This window comes from Massilia sp. CFBP9026, assembly GCF_034045165.1.
GTDB classification, from domain to species: Bacteria; Pseudomonadota; Gammaproteobacteria; order Burkholderiales; family Burkholderiaceae_D; genus Telluria; species Telluria arenae.
Genome location: NZ_JAXCWH010000002.1, coordinates 670,139 through 688,470, shown reverse-complemented (window position 1 = coordinate 688,470; position 18,332 = coordinate 670,139). Strand labels below are relative to the sequence as shown.

The following is an 18,332-nucleotide window of genomic DNA, read 5'->3' as shown; positions in this document are numbered from 1 at the left end:
GGTGGACGGCTCCGCCGTCCACGCGTTCAACGACACGTCGCCGGCCACGGACGCCTTGTTGACCCTGTCCGGAGTCCATACCCACATCGGCCAATACCACATCCTGCAAGGCGTCGACCTGGCCGTGCGGCGCGGCGAGCTGGCCGTCCTGCTGGGCCGCAACGGCGCCGGCAAGACCACCACCCTGCGCACCATCATGGGCCTGTGGAAGGCCAGCGCCGGCAGCATCCACTTCGACGGCCGCGACATCACGACAATGGCCACGCCCGACATCGCCCGCGCCGGCATCGCCTACGTCCCCGAGAACATGGCCGTGTTCTCCGAACTGACGGTGCGCGAAAACATGGTGCTGGCCGCCCGCAACGGCCCGCTGGACGCGGCCCGCGTGGACTGGATCTGCGGCTTCTTCCCGGCCCTGCGCAAATTTTGGAACCAGCCGGCCGGGAACCTGTCGGGCGGCCAGAAGCAGATGGTGGCGATCGCGCGCGCGATCGTCGAACCGAGGAAGCTGCTGCTGGTCGACGAACCGACCAAGGGCCTGGCGCCAAGCATCGTGCAAAGCCTGATCGCGGCCTTTCGCGAACTCAAGGAGCGCGAGACCACGATCCTGCTGGTCGAGCAGAACTTCAACTTCGTGCGCTCGCTGGGCGACAGCGTCAGCGTGATGGACGACGGCCGCGTGGCCCATGCCGGCAGGATGGCGGCGCTGGCCGGCGACGCCGCGCTGCAGCAGCGCCTGCTCGGGCTGTCGCTCGACTCCCACCAATAGGACACGCTATGAGTGCAATCCTTCCTGTTTCGAAAACCGTGGCGGAGGCCGATGCGCCGCTGCCTGCGGCGAAGCGCGACATCGCGCCGCTGCTGCTGGTGCCGGCCCTGATGCTGGCCATGCTGCCGCTGATCGGCAGCTTTCCCACCTGGCTCACCCTCACCGTCGCCGGCCTGGCGATGGGCATGATGATCTTCATCATGGCCAGCGGCCTGACCCTCGTGTTCGGCCTGATGAGCGTGCTGAACTTCGGCCACGGCGCCTTCGTCGCCGTCGGGGCGTTTTCCGCCACGCTGGTCCTTCTGCCCATGCGCGGCTGGCTCGAGATGGACTCGCTCCTGATCAACCTGGGCGTGCTGGCGCTGGCCGTCACGCTGGCGATGGTCGTCACGGGCCTCCTGGGCTGGGCCTTCGAGCGCATCATCGTCAAGCCGGTCTATGGCCAGCACCTCAAGCAGATCCTGATCACGATGGGCGGCATGATCGTGGCCGAACAGCTGATCCACGTGATCTGGGGCGCCGAAACGATCGCCCTGCCGCTGCCGACCGCGCTGCGCGGCGCCATCCTGATGGGCGACGCGGCGGTGGAAAAGTATCGTCTGGTGGCTGTGGTGGTCGGGCTGGTGGTCTTCGTCGCCATGTTCCTGGTGCTCAATCGCACCAAGATCGGCCTGCTGGTGCGCGCCGGGGTCGAGAACGGCGAGATGGTCGAGGCGCTCGGCTACCGCATCCGGCGCCTGTTCGTGGCCGTGTTCGCGGCCGGCTCGGCGCTGGCCGGCCTGGGCGGCGTGATGTGGGGCCTGTACAAGGAAACGCTCACCGCGGCAATGGGCAGCGAGATCATGGTGATGATCTTCATCGTCATCATCATCGGCGGCCTCGGTTCGGTGGGCGGCTGCTTCATCGGCGCCCTGCTGATGGCGCTGGTGGCCAACTACGCCGGCTTCCTGGCGCCGAAGATCGCCCTGGTATCGAGCATCATCCTGATGATCTCGGTCCTGCTGTGGCGCCCGGCCGGCCTGTATTCGACGTCGAGGAACTGAAGTTATGCCCAATTTTATGCTGCACCGACTTCTCTCCGGCGACCTGCCGCGCAGCCGCATCCTGACCGCCCTGCTGCTCCTGATCGTGCTGGGACTGGCGCTGGCGCCTTTCCTGTTTTCCGGCGCGCGTCCGCTCAACACGGCGGCCACGATCTGCGTCTACATCGTGCTGGTGGCGTCCTACGACCTGCTGCTGGGGTATACCGGCATCGTCTCGTTTGCCCACACCATGTTCTACGGCATCGGCGCCTATGGCATCGGCCTGGCCCTGGCCCGCGTCGACGAACCCACCTGGGGCGTGATGGTGACGGGCCTGGTGATGGCGCTGCTGCTGGCGCTGGCCCTGGCCCTGGTGGTCGGCCTGTTCGCGCTGCGCGTGCGCGCCATCTTCTACGCCATGATCACGCTGGCCGTTGCCTCTTCCTTTGCCGTGCTGGCCTCGCAGCTGTCCGACCTCACCGGCGGCGAGGATGGGGTGACCTTCAGCGTGCCGGAGGTGCTGTCGCCCAGCTACCTGCTGTTCGAGAACGAGGTCCTGGGCCGCTACGTCGACGGCAAGGTGATCACCTATTACCTGGTGTTCGCCGGCTGCCTGCTGCTGTTCCTGTTCCTGCTGCGGCTGGTGAACTCGCCGTTCGGCCGCGTGCTGCAGGCGATCCGCGAGAACGAATTCCGCGCCGAGGCGCTCGGCTACCGCACCATGGTCTACCGCATCTGGGCCAACTGCCTGGCCGCGCTGGTGGCGGCGCTGGCCGGCGCCCTGATGGCGCTGTGGCTGCGCTACGTGGGGCCAAAGACCTCGCTCGGCTTCGAAGTGATGACCGACATCCTCCTGATCGTGGTCATCGGCGGCATGGGCACCATGTACGGCGCGGTGATCGGCGCCACCCTGTTCATCCTGGCCCAGAACTACCTGAAGGAGCTGATGGCGCACGGCTCGACCGCGCTGGAGGGCGTGCCGCTGCTGGCGGCGGCCCTGCACCCGGACCGCTGGCTGCTGTGGCTGGGCGTGCTGTTCATCCTCTCGATCTACTTCTTCCCGATCGGGATCGTCGGCAAACTGCGCGTGCGGGCCTGGCTGGCGCGGAGCCGCGCGCCCGCTTCCTGATCCCCCCTTTCCCGCCTCACGTCCTTTCCGGCGCGCCGCATCCGAAATGCGGCGCGCCGCGTATCTTCATGCTGGACGAATGAACGGGCGGCAGACATCATGCAAAGGAAAATCTTGATCGTGGGCGGCGGCATCGCCGGCCTTTCGCTGGGCCTTGCCCTTGAACAGCGCGGCATCGCGGCCGACGTCGTGGAGCGCCTCGCGACGCCATCGCCCTCCGGCACCGGACTCTACCTGCCCGGCAATGCCACCCGCGCCATCGCCAGCCTCGGCCTGCTCGACCGGGTACGCGCCAACGCCGTGGCCGTGCGCAGCCAGAAGATCCTGGACCACCGCGGCTGGGAACTGACCGAGACCCGCACCGGCGACGTCTGGTCGCGCTGCGGCCCCTGCCTGTCGCTGCCGCACGCGCGGCTGCACGCCATCCTGGGCGCCGCCTTCGGCGAATCCAGGGTGCGCCACGACGTATCGGTCGAGGCCATCGACCAGTCCAGCGGACGCTGCGAGGTCGCCTTCACCGACGGCCGCTCGGCCACTTATGACCTGGTGGTGGGCGCCGACGGCATCCATTCGGGCGTGCGCCGGATCGTCCGCCCCGACGTCAATCCGCAATATGGCCGCCAGGTGTGCTGGCGTTTCATTACCCAAAACATCACCGGCGTCGCCGGCTGGACCGCCTTGCTGGGCAATGGCAGCACGCTGCTCGCGATTCCCGTGAGCGGCAGCGAGGTCTATGTGTACGCCGACCTGACCTTGCCGCCGGGAGCGGATCCCGAGCCCTACCGCCACGCCTGCCTGCCGGAACTGTTCCAGAAATTCGCCGCGCCCGTATCGTTGCTGCTCGAGCGCGGACACCAGGATGAGGCGCGAGTCCACTTCGGCCGCCTTGGCCAGGTCGTCATGGACGACTGGGTGCAGGGACGGGTCGTCTTCATCGGCGATGCCGCCCACGCCGCCTCGCCCAATATGGCGCAGGGAGCGGCCCTGGCGATCGAGGATGCCGCGGTGCTGGCCGACGTCCTCGCCGCGGGCCAGGACCTCGACACTGCGCTGGCGTCGTACACGCGCCGGCGCCAGCATCGGATCCGCTGGGTGCAGCGCCAGTGCGCGGCCAGGGACAAGATGCGCGCCCTGCCCGCGCTGGCGCGCGCCGCCATCTTCGGTCTCTTCGGCGACAAGCTGTACCGGCGCAGCTATGCGCCGCTGCTTGCGCCGCTGTAATTCCACCGCATCGTTGTGCCGCCGGGCCAGCAACCGGCGCGCAAGCCCTTCGCCCGCCACCCCATCGGCGGCACCTCAATTTCCTTCCAGCACCGACTTGCAAAATTGCAAGCGTTTTCGTCAAGTTCCATCGCTGCATTTGAGGGACGCCGCACGTCCCGCTCGATGTTCTGAACACACATCAATATCGCGACCGTTGCCATTTTTATCATTAACCAAGAATGGCCTCGTCGTCAGCCAGCGCGAGGAATCCCATCCCTCTGGCCCCTGAACAACCACACCATGAAAAGACTCCAACTCCTGATCGCGACAGCGGCCGTCACCGCGGCCGCGTCCTCGCCGCTGGCCGCCCAGGCCAACGTCGAGGTCCTCAACGAGGGCTTCGCCAGCCTGTCCGGCCTTACCGACTGGGACCGCATCAACCGCAGTGTCCCGGCCGGCATCGGCTGGTTCCAGGGCAATTCCGACATCTTCGGCGCCCAGTCCGGCGCCGCCAACTCCTATGCGGCCGCCAACTTCCTCGGCGCCACCAACGGCATCGGCATCGTCGACAACTGGCTGATCACGCCCACGCTCACGCTCAGCGGTCTCACCACGCTGTCGTTCTTCACCAACCGCGAGCTGGTCGACGGCTTCGACGACCTGATCGAGGTGCGCTTCAGTTCCGGCAGCGGGACCGATGCGGCCGGCTTCGACACCCTGCTGGCCACGATCGGCGGCGCCACCGACTTTCCCACCGACTGGCAGCAATGGAGCGCCAACCTGACGGTCGAAGGAGAGGGACGCTTCGCCTTCCGCTACCTGGGCGACCCGGCCGTGCTCAGCTACGTCGGCCTCGACACCGTGCGGGTGGTCACCGCCGTGCCGGAGCCGGGCGGCCTGCTGCTGCTGGCTTCCGGCCTGGGCGTGCTTGGCCTGATGCGGCGCCGTGAGCGTCAATGAATTTTCGGAGATATTCCATGCGATCGACTATCCACCTTCCCGCCACCCTGCTGGTGCTGCCATTGACGGCCCTGTGTGCGAGCGCCTGGGCCGCGCCCCAGGCCACCGCCGGCAGCGCCACCCAGGGCCTGACCGTCGTGCGCGACGCCGAGAGCGGCGAATTGCGCGCGCCCACCAGCGCCGAACGGCAGGCGCTGCACGCGGCGACTCCGGCCGGCGCCGCCCGTCCATCCCAGCCGACGGTCGTCACGGGTTCCAATGGCCGGCTCAACGCCCGACTGGGCGAGAGCCGCCTGGTGTATTCCGTGGTTACCCGAGGCCCCGATGGCAAGCTCGACCAAACCTGCGTCCAGGGCGCCGATGCTGCCGAGCGCGCTGTAAACGGTAACGTCAGCGCTGCCATCAAGGGCGCAGCCCCTGTCACCGTCCACCAGAAAGGCCGCCATGATCACCGCTAATTCGCTCTCGCGCCTGGTCGCGGTCGTGCTGCTGGCCGCTGCCAGCCTGTACAGCATCGGCAAGGCCGAAGCTGCCGTCATCGTGATCGTCAACCAGAACGAGCCGGGTGTCGGCTTCAACGATCCCACCCCTGCCGCGCCGGTCGGCGGCAATACCGGCGCCACGCTCGGCGAGCAGCGCCTGATCGCCTTCCAGCACGCGGCCGACCTGTGGGGCGCATCGCTGGAAAGCACGATCCCGATTCGCATCGGCGCCGCCTTCGTGCCGCTCAGCTGCAACCTCACCGGTGCAGTGCTGGGCGCGGCCGGCGCCCCCTCGGTATGGGCCAATTTCCCGAATGCGCCGCGTACCCTCACCTGGTACCCGCCGGCACTGGCGGCCAAGTTCGTGGGCGAAGACCTGACCCCGCCCGACGAGCAGCACGTCATCGCACGCTTCAACTCGCTGCTGGGCCTGACGCCGACCTGCGTGCCTGGCCTCACCTTCTACCTGGGACTGGACAATAATGCGGGCGAGCAGATCGACCTGGTGACCGTGCTGCTGCACGAGATCGCCCACGGCCTGGGCTTCCAGACCTATACCGACGACGGCAGCGGGGCCCAGATCCAGGGAATTCCATCGATCTGGGACCATTTTCTGCTCGACAACCGCACTGGCCGCACCTGGGTGCAAATGACGAATGCCCAGCGGGCGGCGTCGGCGGTCGCCTGGCGCGGCCTGTCCTGGAATGGCCCGCACGTGCGGGCCACCGCGCCCGAGGCGCTGGCGCCGGCCTCGGTGCTCACCATCAGCGGCCCCGCCGCCGCCGGAGCGGCCGGCGCCTATGCGGTCGGCGCCGCCAGCTTCGGACCGCCGGTGGCCAGCGCGCCGGTCAGCGGCCAGCTGATGCCGATCCGCGACCATGCCAACGGCACCGGCCTGGCCTGCGCGCCGCTCAACACCGTCAATGCGCTGGCCGTACGCGGCAATATCGCCCTGGTCGATCGCGGCAACTGCGACTACGTGGTCAAGGCGCGCAACGTCCAGGCAGCCGGCGCGATCGGGCTGGTGGTGGCCGACAATGTGGCCGGCGAAGTGGCCGGCCTGCCGGGCATCGATCCGGACATCGCGATTCCCGCGCTGCGCATCACCCAGGCGGACGGGCAAAAGCTCAAAACCGCGCTGCAGACGCGTTCGCGCACCCGTTCCGGCGTGGTGGCGCAATTCTCGGCCGATCCGCTGCGGCTGGCCGGCGCCGACGACCAGGGCCGCATCCTGATGTACACGCCCAGTGTCCATGCTCCAGGCTCTTCGGTGTCGCACTACACCACCGAAGCCACGCCCAACCAGCTCATGGAACCGTCGATCAACGACGACCTGCCGCACGACGTCACACTGCCGCGCGACCTTACCTTGCCCTTGTTGTACGACATCGGCTGGTGAGTGGGCGGCGTCCGGCGGGGCAAGCCGGTGGCGCCTGGCCCGCCGGACGCAGGGGCAAATAAAAAGCCGGCTACCCTCGCGGGTACCGGCTCGATGAAGGTAGCGCTTTGGCTCAGGCCTGGGCGCCCTTCTTGTACGCTTCCACGCCGCTCACCAGCTCGGCCTTGGCTTCGTCGATGCCCGCCCAGCCTTCGATCTTGACCCATTTGCCGGGTTCCAGATCCTTGTAGTGCTCGAAGAAGTGCTGGATCTGCTTCAGGCGCAGCTCTTCCAGGTCTTCCAGCGACTGGATTTTCTTGTACATCGGCAGCACTTTTTCGACCGGCACCGCGATCACCTTGGCGTCGCCGCCGCCATCATCGGTCATCTTCAGCACGCCCAGCGCGCGGCAGCGCACCACCACGCCCGGCGGCAGCGGGAACGGGGTGATGACCAGCACGTCGCATGGATCGCCGTCGTCGGCGATGGTCTGCGGGACGTAGCCGTAGTTGCACGGATAGTGCATGGCCGTACCCATGAAACGGTCGACGAAGATCGCGCCGCTGTCCTTGTCGACTTCGTATTTGACCGGATCGGCGTTCATCGGGATTTCGATGATGACGTTGAAGTCGTTCGGCACGTCTTTGCCGGCTGGGACGTTATTCAGGCTCATGGATGGTCCTTGGTTGCTGGAGAGTCAATAATAGGCCGTCATTATAGCGAAACAGGCATGGCCTGTGCGGCGGGCCATGCGTGCGCGCCTCAAAGAATGCTGGCCAATGCACACTGCCGATAATGGCTTGCCGCCTCCTGCTCCTGCCCCAGCGCCTCGTGCATCTGGGCCAGCTTGAGGTGGGCCTCGCGCACCATCGACGGCTCGGTGGCGTCCGACAGCGCCTGCTCCAGGTAGCGCTGGGCCTTGCCCCACAATTTCTGTTTCAGGCACAGCGAACCGAGGGTCAGTGCCAGCTCGGCGTCCATCGGGCGCTCGCGTCTCCAGGTTTCGCACGCCTCGATCTGGGCCAGGAGTGAAGGAGACCCGAATGGACTGGCGGCGTCGCGGTAGGCGCGCACCACGCGCTCGTCCCAGCCGGCCTTGAGCGACTCTTCGGCGATCGCACGCGCCTCGTCATGCAGGCCGCGCGTATTGAAGGCGCTGGCCGCGCGCGCCGCGATATAGGGCACGGTGCGGTCTTGCGGCGGCACCGTGGCCCAGATGCGGCGCAGCGATTCGGCGTCATGCCCGTCGCCGCCCAGCAGCGCCTCGTAGGACAGCTCGCGCAGGCGGCTCGACAGGGCCGGATGCAGCGCGCGGCGTTTATCCAGGATGCGCACCAGGCGCAGCACCTCGGGCCAGTTGCGCGCCTGCTGGTTGGCCTTCATCGCCCACTGCAGCGCGTGGATGTGGCGCTGGCCGCTGGCATTGAGTTCGGCCACCGCTTCGAGCGCGGCCTCGGGCTGGTGGTCGTCGACCAGCAGTTCGGTGACCGTCATCAGGCGCGCGGTCTTGAGGGTGTTGTCGTGGGCAATCCCGGCCAGCCAGGCATCGCGCCGCGCCGGCTCGCGCATGCGGTGCGCGGCGCGCGCGCCGACCAGGGCCGCCAGGCCGGCGTTCTCGGGCAGCTCGGCGGCGCGCATCGCGGCTTTCTCGGCGTGGCCGAAGCGGCCTTCGAACAAGGCCTTGAGCGCGTCGCGCATGCCCTTGTTGCCTTCGCGCTCGGCACGGCGCTGGCGATAAGCGGCCACGCGCTGCGGCATCTTGAGGGTGGCGTTGGCGGCGCGCACCAGGCCGTACAGCGCCAGGAAGGACACCACCAGCAGCACCACGAACAGGTTGAGGGACATGTCGATCCGGTGCGGCGGATAGAACAGCACCACATTGCCCGGATTGAAGCGCGCCGTCACGGCGATGCCGATGGCGGCGGCCATCAGCGCGACTAACCAGAGAAGTAAACGCATTATTATCGCTTCGCTTTGTGCATGACTTATTTCGCTTTATAGTTGCGCACGGCATTCAGGCTGTCGGCCAGCGTCGGCATCTCGATCGTCAGGTTATTGGCCTGGACCTGGCGCAGCGCGGCCTGGGCCGACTGCGTCACGCGCGCGCGCGTGTCGAAATACTTGACCAGCATGGCCTGGGCCGTGGCCAGGTCGTCGCGGAAGGTCGCCTCATTGCGCGACAACAGCGCCAGGCGCGCATTCAGCAGGCGCAACTTCAGGTTCTCGCGCACGAAGAACGATTCGCTCGGCGACAGCATCAGCGCCTCGGGAGACTCGACGCTGCGCACCCGGATCAACTGGCGCACGTCGTCCCACATCTCCTGGCTCCACAGGCTCCAGGTGTCGAGCATGCGCTGGCCCACGCCCAGCGGCTGCGCCGGACCGGTGGCCGGCGCAGCCGCGGCCGCGGCCTCGCCCTTGCGGCCGGTGCGCACGGGTGCCACCGGCAGCAGCGGTTTTTCATTGGACAGCATCGGCAGCGAGTCGACCTGCCCGATCACGTGGTCGAGGCGCACGGCGACGCCGGCCAGGTCCACCGCCGGCAAGGCCTTGAGCTTCTCGATGTCGCCCGCGATCGCGCGCCGGATGGTGAGGAATTGCGGGGTGTCCGAGCGCGACACCGCGCGGTCGGCGTTCTGCAGCGCGATCAGGGCGCCCTGCACGTTGCCGGCCAGTTGCAGCTGCTGGCTGGCGGTCGACAGTACCTGCTCGATCTCGCTCAGCGCCCACTCGTCGCGGTTCTGCGACAGGTCTTTATAAAGCTGCTCGAGCGCCACCTGCTGGCTCTGGGCTTCGCTCTGGCGGCTTTCGAGCACGCCGACCTTGATCTGGAGCTCCTTCGACTGGTCCGCCACGTCGCGCGCCAGCGCCGCCGTCTCGGCATTGACCGCATTGCCCTTCTGGAGGCTGCGCGCCATGTCCTGGCGCAGCGCGTTGATGCGGTTGTGCGACGAATAGGTCTGCAGCGCCAGCAGCACGGCCAGCGCGATCACCGCCAGCGGCAGCGGGCGCGCCAGGCGGTCGAACAGGCCGGGGCCGCCCGGCTCGCCCATGCGCGGCAGGACGGGACCGCCTCCGGCTGGGGGTACGCCGCCGGCCGGGGGCATGCCGCCCGGAGGGACACCGCCCGCGGCCGCACCCGACGGCGCGCCGCCCTGGACGCCGTCGGGCTTGTGGAGACTCGGTGCGGGCACATTGGCCTGCGGCTGATCTGGATTGTTCGGCAATTCGTTCATTATTGTGATTGTAACGCTGCTAGTAGGCGTGCATCTCCGGATCCCGTCAGGGTCACGTGGCGCAGCCCCAGGGCGTACGCCGTCTCGGCGATCCGCGCGTGGGGTACGACCAGGCGCTGTTGCCGGAACTGTGCCCCGAATTGCGGCCCCAGCGCCTCCACCAGGCCGCCCAAGCCACGCAGGGCTTCCGAGCTCGTGATTATCCAGTCGTTTGGCTGCGCCAGCAAGGCGCGCAATCGTGCGGCCAGCCCGGGCGTCAATACAGGGGTGCTGCGGCGGTAGGCCGCCACCGCCTCGACCGTGGCGCCGGCCGCACGCAGGGCGTCGGCCAGCAGCTCGCGCCCGCCATCGCCGCGCACGATCAGCACGCGCCGGCCGCTCAAGGCGGCCAGGTCCAGGTTCTGCAGCAGGTGTTCCGAATCGCTGTGGGCGGGGTCGAGAGGACTGTGGATCGTATAGCCCGGATCGGCAACGCCATGGCGCGCCAGCGCGGCGCGGCTGCCCTCGCCCACGACTGCCAGCGGCACGGCCGCCGGCCAGGCATCGAGGTGGGCAAACGCCGCATCGACCGCATTCGGCGACACGAAAACCGCCAGCGCATAGTCAGGCACGGCGGCCAGCGCCGCACGCAGGGGCGCCGGATCGTCGACCGGGGCGATCTGAAGCAGCGGCAAGACCTCGACCGTGCGGCCGATCACGCGCAGCGCCTCTGCCAGGCCGTCGGCCTGGGCGCGCGGCCGGGTGACCACGACCACGCGCTCGCTCGGCTTTGGCGCCAGCTCAGGCATCCTCGGCCGCATCGACGCGGCAGGCGGCCAGGATCGCGTTGGCGTCCTGCTGCGCCAGCAGCTCGGACACCTGCTCGCCCAGGTATTCCGGCTGCTCGGCCGAGCCAAGCACTTCGGCGTGCGCGCTGCGCTTGCCGTCCGGGGTCGCGACCATGGCGCGCAGGCGCATCTGGCCGTCCTGCACGGTGGCATAGGCCGCCAGCGGGATCTGGCAGCTGCCGCCAAAGATGCGCGACACCTTGCGTTCGGCCAGCACCGCCTGGGCGGTGACGACATGGTTGAGCGGCGCCAGCACGGCGCGCAGGTCGACGCCGTCGCTGCGCTGCCCGCTCAGGATCTCGATCGCCATCGCGCCCTGGCCGGCCGCCGGCAGGGAGAGTTCGGGCTCGAGCAGCGCGCGGATGCGCTGCGGCAGGCCCAGGCGCTTGAGACCGGCGGCGGCCAGGATAATGGCCGCGTACTCGCCGCGATCGAGCTTCGCCAACCGGGTGTCCAGGTTGCCGCGCAGCGGCAAGATCACCAGGTGCGGGTAGCGCGCCGCGATCAGCGACTGGCGGCGCAGGCTGCTGGTGCCTACCACGGCGCCGGCCGGGAGCTCATCCAGGCTGGCAAAGTCGTTCGAGACGAAGGCGTCGCGCGGGTCTTCCCTTTCCAGCACGGCGCTCAGTTCGAAGCCCTCCGGCAGCTCCATCGGCATGTCCTTGAGCGAGTGCACGGCCAGGTCGGCGCGGCCTTCGGCCATCGCGACCTCGAGCTCCTTGACGAACAAGCCCTTGCCGCCGACCTTGGACAGCGTACGGTCGAGGATCTGGTCGCCGCGTGTTGTCATTCCGAGAATTTCGACGCTACATTCTGGATATAATGCGGCGAGCCGGTCGCGCACGTGCTCCGCCTGCCACATGGCGAGGCGGCTCTCGCGGGATGCGATAATCAGTCTGGCTGGCGCCTGGGGCGCCACGGTAACTACCTGCTGTATAGCGTTTAACACTCGAGTTCTTTCACTGTCATTGGGCCGACCCGGACGATGCCAGTAGCCGTTCCCTGCATAAGATCATAAATTTTATCATGGGGCATCTTGCAGATCGTGGCCAACCGCCATCGCACAATCTATTACTTGTGGTCGATATGGACAATCCTGCTGCACCCGTAGTACAAGCCGGCGCCGACAAGGACGCCCCGCTCAAGGAAGACATCCGCCTGCTCGGCCGCCTGCTGGGCGACGTGCTGCGCGACCAGGAAGGCGACGCGGTGTTCGACATCGTCGAAACCATCCGCCAGACCGCGGTGCGTTTCCGCCGCGATGACGATCCGGACGCCGGCGAAGAGCTGGCCACCCTGCTGCACAAGCTCACCCGCGACCAGACGATTTCGGTGGTGCGCGCATTCTCGTACTTCTCGCACCTGGCCAATATCGCCGAAGACCAGCACCACAACCGCCGCCGCCGCGCGCACCTGCTCAAGGGGTCCTCGCCGCGCTCGGGCAGCATCGGCTACGCGCTGGGCAAGCTGGCCGAGGCCGGCATCGGGCGCGAGACGGTCGATGAATTCTTCCGCGACGCCCTGATCTCGCCGGTGCTCACCGCCCACCCGACCGAGGTCCAGCGCAAGAGCATCCTCGACGCCGAGCACGACATCGCGCGCCTGCTGGCCGAGCGCGACGCGCCGCAGACGCCCAAGGAACGCCGCCGCAACGAGCAGCTGCTGCACGCCCGCATCGCCACCCTGTGGCAGACGCGCATGCTGCGCTACTCCAAGCTGACCGTGGCCGACGAGATCGAAAACGCCCTGTCCTATTACCGCATCACCTTCCTGCGCGAAGTGCCGGCCCTGTACGACGACATCGAGCTGGAAGTCGCCGAACAGTATGGCGGCGATGGCTCGACTGCCGCCGCCCACGCCTCGTTCCTGCAGATGGGCAGCTGGATCGGCGGCGACCGCGACGGCAACCCGAACGTCAACGCCGACACCATGCGCCACGCGCTGACGCGCCAGTCGACCACCATCCTCGACTTCTATCTCGACGAGGTGCACGCGCTGGGCGCCGAGTTGTCGGCCTCCACCTTGCTGGTCAAGGTGTCGCCCGCGCTGGAACAGCTGGCCGACGCCTCGCCCGACGCCTCGCCGCACCGCAGCGACGAACCCTACCGCCGCGCCCTGATCGGCATCTATGCGCGCCTGGCCGCCACCGCGCGCGAGCTGGGCGTGGGCCACATCCTGCGCAAGGAAGTCGGCCATGCCGCGCCCTATCTCGACCCGGAACTGTTCGCGGCCGACCTCGAGGTGCTGGCCGACTCGCTGCGCCAGAACCACGGCGCCATGCTGATCCAGCCGCGCCTGGCCGGCCTGCTGCGCGCCGCGCGCATCTTCGGCTTCCACCTCGCCTCACTCGACATGCGCCAGAGCTCGGACATCCACGAGCGCGTGCTGGCCGAGCTGTTCGCGCGCGCCGGCGTCGAAGCCGATTACGCGGCGCTGGGCGAAGAGGACAAGCGCGCACTGATCCTGCGCGAGCTGGCCCAGTCGCGGCCCCTGTTCTCGCCCTACGAAAGCTATGGCGACGAGACCAATTCGGAGCTGGCGATCCTGCGCGCCGCACGCGAGATCCGCCTGCGCTATGGCCCGCGTGCGATCCGCAACTACATCATCTCGCATACCGAGACCGTGTCCGACCTGCTCGAAGTGCTGCTGCTGCAGAAAGAGACGGGCCTGATGCGGGTGAGCAGCGGGACCAGCGACGCGATGGTGATCCCGCTGTTCGAGACCATCCCCGACCTGCAGCGCGCCGCCGGCATCATGGACGAGTGGATGGCGATTCCGCTGGTGGCCGGCATCATCGAGAAACAGGGCCGGCTGCAGGAAGTCATGCTCGGCTACTCCGATTCGAACAAGGACGGCGGCTTCCTGACCTCGAACTGGGAGCTGTACCAGGCCGAGTTGAAACTGGTCGAGGTGTTCGCGCAGCGCCAGGTCAAGCTGCGCCTGTTCCACGGCCGCGGCGGCACCGTCGGCCGCGGAGGCGGCCCGAGCTACGACGCGATCCGCGCCCAGCCACCCGGCACCGTCAACGGCCAGATCCGCCTGACCGAACAGGGCGAGATCATCGCCTCGAAGTTCTCGAACCCCGAGATCGGCCGCCGCAACCTTGAGCTGCTGGTGGCGGCGACCCTGGAAGCGAGCCTGACGCCGCATGACGTCGGCGGCATCGATACCGAACGCCTGCAGCGTTTCGAGTCCGTGATGGCCGAGCTCTCGAACCGCGCCTACAAGGCCTATCGCAACCTCGTGTACGAGACGCCGGGCTTCACCGACTACTTCTTCGAAGGCACGCCGATCGCCGAGATCGCGGAACTGAACCTCGGTTCGCGTCCCGCCTCGCGCAAGTCGACCCGCCGCATCGAAGACCTGCGCGCGATCCCCTGGGGCTTCTCGTGGGGCCAATGCCGCCTGCTGCTGCCGGGCTGGTTCGGGTTCGCGTCGAGCGTGACCAGCTGGCTCGACGACGCCAGCGTCGGGGGCGAACGCGAAGCGAAACTGGAGGAGCTGCGCGCGATGTACCGCGACTGGCCGTTCTTCGCCACCCTGCTGTCGAATATGGACATGGTACTGGCCAAGACCGACCTGGCGATCGCCTCGCGCTATGCCGGTCTGGTGAGCGACGCCGGCCTGCGCGAGCGCATCTTCCGCCGCATCTCGGCCGAGCATGGCGAGACGATCCGCACCCTGGAAGCGATCACCGGCGCCAGCGAACGGCTGGCCGGCAATCCGCTGCTGGCCCGCTCGATCCAGAACCGCTTCGCCTATCTCGACCCGCTGAACCACTTGCAGGTGGAGCTGATCCATCGGCGCCGCAAGCTGGCCGACAATGCGGATCCGCGCGTGCATCGGGGGATTCATTTGTCGATCAATGGGGTGGCTGCGGGGTTGCGGAATACGGGGTGATTCGAGGGTAACGCTGCTCGTGCAAGCTTGGGTCCCCGCCTGCGCGGGGGCGACGTGCTGAGGCTCGTGGCCCGAGTCGACTTCCGACGACCACCAGCTCATGCACGTCGTTCCCGCGAAGGCGGGAACCCAAGTCAGCAACCTACCAGCAGCAGATACAAAAAAAGCCGCCCGGCGCAAACCGGGCGGCTTTTCTACATCCAGCAAGCCAGCAAATTACTGGTTGTGCAGGAAGGTCTTGAGCTTGTCCGAACGCGACGGCTGGCGCAGCTTGCTCATTGCCTTGGCTTCGATCTGGCGGATACGCTCGCGGGTCACGTCGAACTGCTTGCCCACTTCTTCCAGCGTGTGGTCGTTCGACATCTCGACGCCATAGCGCATGCGCAGCACCTTGGCTTCGCGCGGGGTCAGCGAGTCCAGCACTTCCTTGATCACGTTGCGCATCGAGGCGTGCAGCGCGGCGTCCAGCGGGGCCAGGGTCGCGTTGTCCTCGATGAAGTCGCCCAGCTGCGAATCGCCGTCCTCGCCCATCGGGGTTTCCATCGAAATCGGTTCCTTCGCGATCTTCATGATCTCGCGAACCTTATTCTCCGGCATCTCCATCTTGGCGGCCAGGGTCGGCAGGTCCGGCTCGCTGCCGGTTTCCTGCATGATCTGGCGCGAGATGCGGTTCATCTTGTTGATCGTCTCGATCATGTGCACCGGCACGCGGATCGTGCGCGCCATGTCGGCGATCGAGCGCGTGATCGCCTGGCGGATCCACCAGGTCGCATAGGTCGAGAATTTATAACCGCGACGGTATTCGAACTTGTCGACCGCCTTCAGCAGGCCAATATTGCCTTCCTGGATCAGGTCCAGGAACTGCAGGCCGCGGTTGATGTATTTCTTCGCGATCGAGATCACCAGGCGCAGGTTGGCCACCGTCATTTCGCGCTTGGCCTGGCGTGCGCGCTTTTCGCCGGCCGCCATCTGCTTGTTGATCTTGCGCAGGTCGGCCAGCGGCAGCGCCACGCGCGCCTGCAGGTCGATCATGCGCTGCTGCAGCTCTTTAATCGCCGGCAGATTCCGGCTCAGCACCGCGCTGTACGGATAGGCGCAGTCGACTTCGCGGTCACCCCATTGCAGGTCGGTCTCGTTGCCCGGGAAGACCTTGATGAAGTGGGCGCGCGGCATGCCGCAGCGGTTCACGCAGATGTCCAGCACGGCGCGCTCGATCGAACGCACTTCGTCCATCTGGCGGCGCAGGGTGTCGCACAGCTTCTCGACCACCTTGGCGGTGAAGCGGATGCCCAGCAGCTCGTACGAGATCACGGCCTGCGCCTCCTCGTAGGCGGCCGAACCGTAGCCTTCGTTCTTGAACGCGTGGCCCATCAGGTCGAACTGCTGCTCGATCAGCGTGAACTTCTCCAGCGCGCTCTTGCGCAGCTGGGCCAGTTGCTCGGCCGAGTAGCCGGCCGCGGCGCCACCGGCGTTACCGCCCTCGCCTTCCTCTTCTTCTTCCTCGACTTCTTCCTCTTCCTCGTCGTCCTCTTCGGCCGCGGCAGCCGCGTGGGCCACCGAAGCGGCGGGCGCCGGGGTGTCGTTCAGGTCGACGAAGCCGTCCACCACATCGTCGATCTTCATCTCGTCGCTGGCGATCTTGTGCGACAGCGCGATGATTTCCGAAATCGTGATCGGGCACGCCGAAATGGCCTGCACCATGTCCTTCAGGCCCTGCTCGATGCGCTTGGCGATCTCGATCTCGCCTTCGCGGGTCAGCAGCGACACCGCGCCCATTTCACGCATATACATGCGGACCGGGTCGGTGGTGCGGCCGAAGTCCGAGTCGGCGGTCGACAAGGCGGTCGCGGCGGCGGCTTCGACTTCATCTTCGCTGGTCGGGGTCACGGCCTGGTCCGACAGCAGCATCATCTCGGCTTCAGGGGCGCGCTCGTAGACGGCGATGCCCATGTCGTTGAAGGTCGCGATGATGCCTTCGATCGCTTCCGGATCGATGATGTTTTCAGGCAGGTGGTCGTTGATCTCGGCATGGGTCAGGTAGCCGCGCTCCTTGCCCATATTGATCAGGTTCTTCAGCTGCTGGCGGCGTTTTTCGAGTTCAGTTTCCGAGAAGCCGGCTTCGCTCAGCATGCCGATGCCCTTGGCCTTGCGCTCGCGCGCCTTCGAGGCGGCCTTCAGTTCGGCGCGTTCGACGGCGTTCAGCGCCGCGACTTCGTCGTTCTCCGGCACGAATTCGCTTGGCTTGCGGCCGCGGCGGCCCGGAACCTTCACCTGCGGCAGCAGGTAGCCCGAGGTATCGATCGCAGCCAGCGCGGCCGCATCGGTGGTCTTGCTGACGGCGCCGACGGCGCTCACGGGGACGCTGGCGCCCGTGTCGACACGGCGGACGGCGCGGGTGCGCACGACTTTCGGCGCTTCCTCGGCGGCGGCCTGGGCCACCGGCGCCGCGGCCGGAGCAGGGGCGGCGACCGCGGCTTCTGGCTCGGCCGTCTTCAGGGCGGCCAGCTTGCCGCGCTTGCGCACGATGACCGGCGCCACGGCCGGCTTGGCCTGCGCCTGCATGTATTCGGCGGCCAGGTCGATGCCGGCGTCTGCGTCGGCATCGACAACTTCGTCGGCCACCGGGGCGGCGGCTTCGGCCACCACTTCTTCGACCGCGGCGGCGATCGGGGCCACGACCGGCGCAGCAGCAGGCGCCTCTTCCACGACTGGCGCAGCGACCGGCTCGGCCGCCACCGGGCCGCCGGCGGCCAGGATGGCGTCGGCCTGGGCCTTGAGCGTGGCCAGGCGCGAACGGGTCTTGACCACCGTCACCTTGGCCGCCGCTTCCGTTTCGAGGAAGTAGGAGGTCGCGGTTTTCGGCACTGCCAGCGGCGCCGAAGCCTTGGCCGGCGCTTTTTTCGCTGTCAGTGTCAATGTCTTGGCGGTGTTTTTCATACTTAAAACTCTCCAGTCGAGGCCAGGTGCGCGCCTGCGAAGTCAATAATCCAGCGGGACCCGCGTACGGGTCCTGGGAAAGGGGGAACGGAAGTGGCCCTACCTAGGGGCGGACATGCCAGGTTTCAAGCACGACTTACCGGTTTTTGCGCGCGCCAACTCGATTCTGGGCTGCGGACAGTTAGGCGATGGTCGATATTCAAAATCGTGCTGTGCATGTCGGAACGAAAAAAAGCCCGCTAACACGGGCTTGCATCTATTTTTCTAGAAGAATAGGGGAAGGGGCATATTATGCCCCAATGCAAGTTTTGGTGATAATTGATAGATCCGATAAGGGATATACACAATTCACATAGCGCCGCCCTGACATGCCCTCCCGACAAGCTTCCTGGAAGGTCTGCGCCGGCGCAAGCCGGTCTCAAGGCAAGAGGCGGATGATACACGATTTCATGCGCCGGCGCTTCCCTCCGCTGTAAGTTTCCCAACATT

Annotated in this window: 14 protein-coding genes; 8 read left to right on the top strand and 6 right to left on the bottom strand. The window is 67.2% G+C overall.

Annotation, left to right across the window (positions count from 1 at the left end):
* Position 1: 1 nt before the first annotated feature.
* The 7 genes from SOM28_RS07385 (at position 2) to SOM28_RS07355 (ending at position 6,964) form a co-directional block, all read left to right on the top strand.
* Complete coding sequence (locus SOM28_RS07385; protein WP_123071038.1) at positions 2-769, top strand: ABC transporter ATP-binding protein; 768 nt, start codon at positions 2-4, stop codon at positions 767-769.
* Between the two features lie 8 nt (positions 770-777).
* Positions 778-1,812 carry a branched-chain amino acid ABC transporter permease gene (locus tag SOM28_RS07380; RefSeq protein WP_123071037.1) on the top strand — a complete coding sequence of 345 codons (1,035 nt, stop codon included), beginning with the start codon at positions 778-780 and terminating at the stop codon, positions 1,810-1,812.
* 16 nt (positions 1,813-1,828) lie between these two features.
* On the top strand, positions 1,829-2,920 hold the full coding sequence (locus SOM28_RS07375; RefSeq protein ID WP_320467832.1) for a branched-chain amino acid ABC transporter permease: 1,092 nt from the start codon (positions 1,829-1,831) through the stop codon (positions 2,918-2,920).
* A 99-nt stretch (positions 2,921-3,019) separates the two neighbouring features.
* Positions 3,020-4,141 carry an FAD-dependent monooxygenase gene (locus SOM28_RS07370; protein WP_320467709.1) on the top strand — a complete coding sequence of 374 codons (1,122 nt, stop codon included), beginning with the start codon at positions 3,020-3,022 and terminating at the stop codon, positions 4,139-4,141.
* Positions 4,142-4,423: 282 nt separating this feature from the next.
* The gene (locus tag SOM28_RS07365) at positions 4,424-5,083 is read left to right on the top strand and encodes a choice-of-anchor J family PEP-CTERM protein (RefSeq protein WP_320467708.1); all 660 of its coding nucleotides are present in this window, start codon (positions 4,424-4,426) and stop codon (positions 5,081-5,083) included.
* Positions 5,084-5,100: 17 nt separating this feature from the next.
* Positions 5,101-5,541, top strand: a complete 441-nt coding sequence (locus SOM28_RS07360) for a post-PEP-CTERM-1 domain-containing protein (RefSeq protein WP_123071035.1) — start codon at positions 5,101-5,103, stop codon at positions 5,539-5,541.
* The gene (locus SOM28_RS07355; RefSeq protein ID WP_123071034.1) at positions 5,528-6,964 is read left to right on the top strand and encodes a PA domain-containing protein; all 1,437 of its coding nucleotides are present in this window, start codon (positions 5,528-5,530) and stop codon (positions 6,962-6,964) included. The genes SOM28_RS07360 and SOM28_RS07355 overlap by 14 nt, the downstream gene beginning before the upstream one ends.
* 112 nt (positions 6,965-7,076) lie before the next feature.
* On the opposite strand, the gene ppa is transcribed toward SOM28_RS07355, so the two are convergent.
* From ppa to hemC, 5 genes are all read right to left on the bottom strand, one after another.
* On the bottom strand, positions 7,077-7,616 hold the full coding sequence (gene ppa / locus SOM28_RS07350) for an inorganic diphosphatase (protein ID WP_123071033.1): 540 nt from the start codon (positions 7,614-7,616) through the stop codon (positions 7,077-7,079).
* Between the two features lie 89 nt (positions 7,617-7,705).
* Entirely contained in the window at positions 7,706-8,902 is a 1,197-nt protein-coding gene (locus tag SOM28_RS07345; protein WP_123071032.1) for a heme biosynthesis protein HemY, read from the bottom strand.
* A 26-nt stretch (positions 8,903-8,928) separates the two neighbouring features.
* Positions 8,929-10,179 carry a uroporphyrinogen-III C-methyltransferase gene (locus tag SOM28_RS07340; protein WP_320467707.1) on the bottom strand — a complete coding sequence of 417 codons (1,251 nt, stop codon included), beginning with the start codon at positions 10,177-10,179 and terminating at the stop codon, positions 8,929-8,931.
* Positions 10,179-10,967, bottom strand: a complete 789-nt coding sequence (locus tag SOM28_RS07335) for a uroporphyrinogen-III synthase (RefSeq protein ID WP_320467706.1) — start codon at positions 10,965-10,967, stop codon at positions 10,179-10,181. Before SOM28_RS07335 ends, SOM28_RS07340 begins: the two co-directional genes overlap by 1 nt.
* Entirely contained in the window at positions 10,960-11,925 is a 966-nt protein-coding gene (gene hemC / locus SOM28_RS07330; protein WP_320467831.1) for a hydroxymethylbilane synthase, read from the bottom strand. The genes SOM28_RS07335 and hemC overlap by 8 nt, the downstream gene beginning before the upstream one ends.
* Positions 11,926-12,092: 167 nt before the next feature.
* Here hemC and ppc point away from each other — a divergent pair, with 167 nt between their 5' ends.
* Positions 12,093-14,906 carry a phosphoenolpyruvate carboxylase gene (gene ppc, locus SOM28_RS07325; RefSeq protein WP_320467705.1) on the top strand — a complete coding sequence of 938 codons (2,814 nt, stop codon included), beginning with the start codon at positions 12,093-12,095 and terminating at the stop codon, positions 14,904-14,906.
* A 216-nt stretch (positions 14,907-15,122) separates the two neighbouring features.
* Here the strand turns inward: ppc and rpoD are convergent, their stop codons facing one another.
* Positions 15,123-17,843: an RNA polymerase sigma factor RpoD gene (rpoD, locus tag SOM28_RS07320; RefSeq protein ID WP_320467704.1), complete on the bottom strand. Its 2,721-nt coding sequence runs from the start codon at positions 17,841-17,843 to the stop codon at positions 15,123-15,125.
* Between the last annotated feature and the right edge of the window lie 489 nt (positions 17,844-18,332).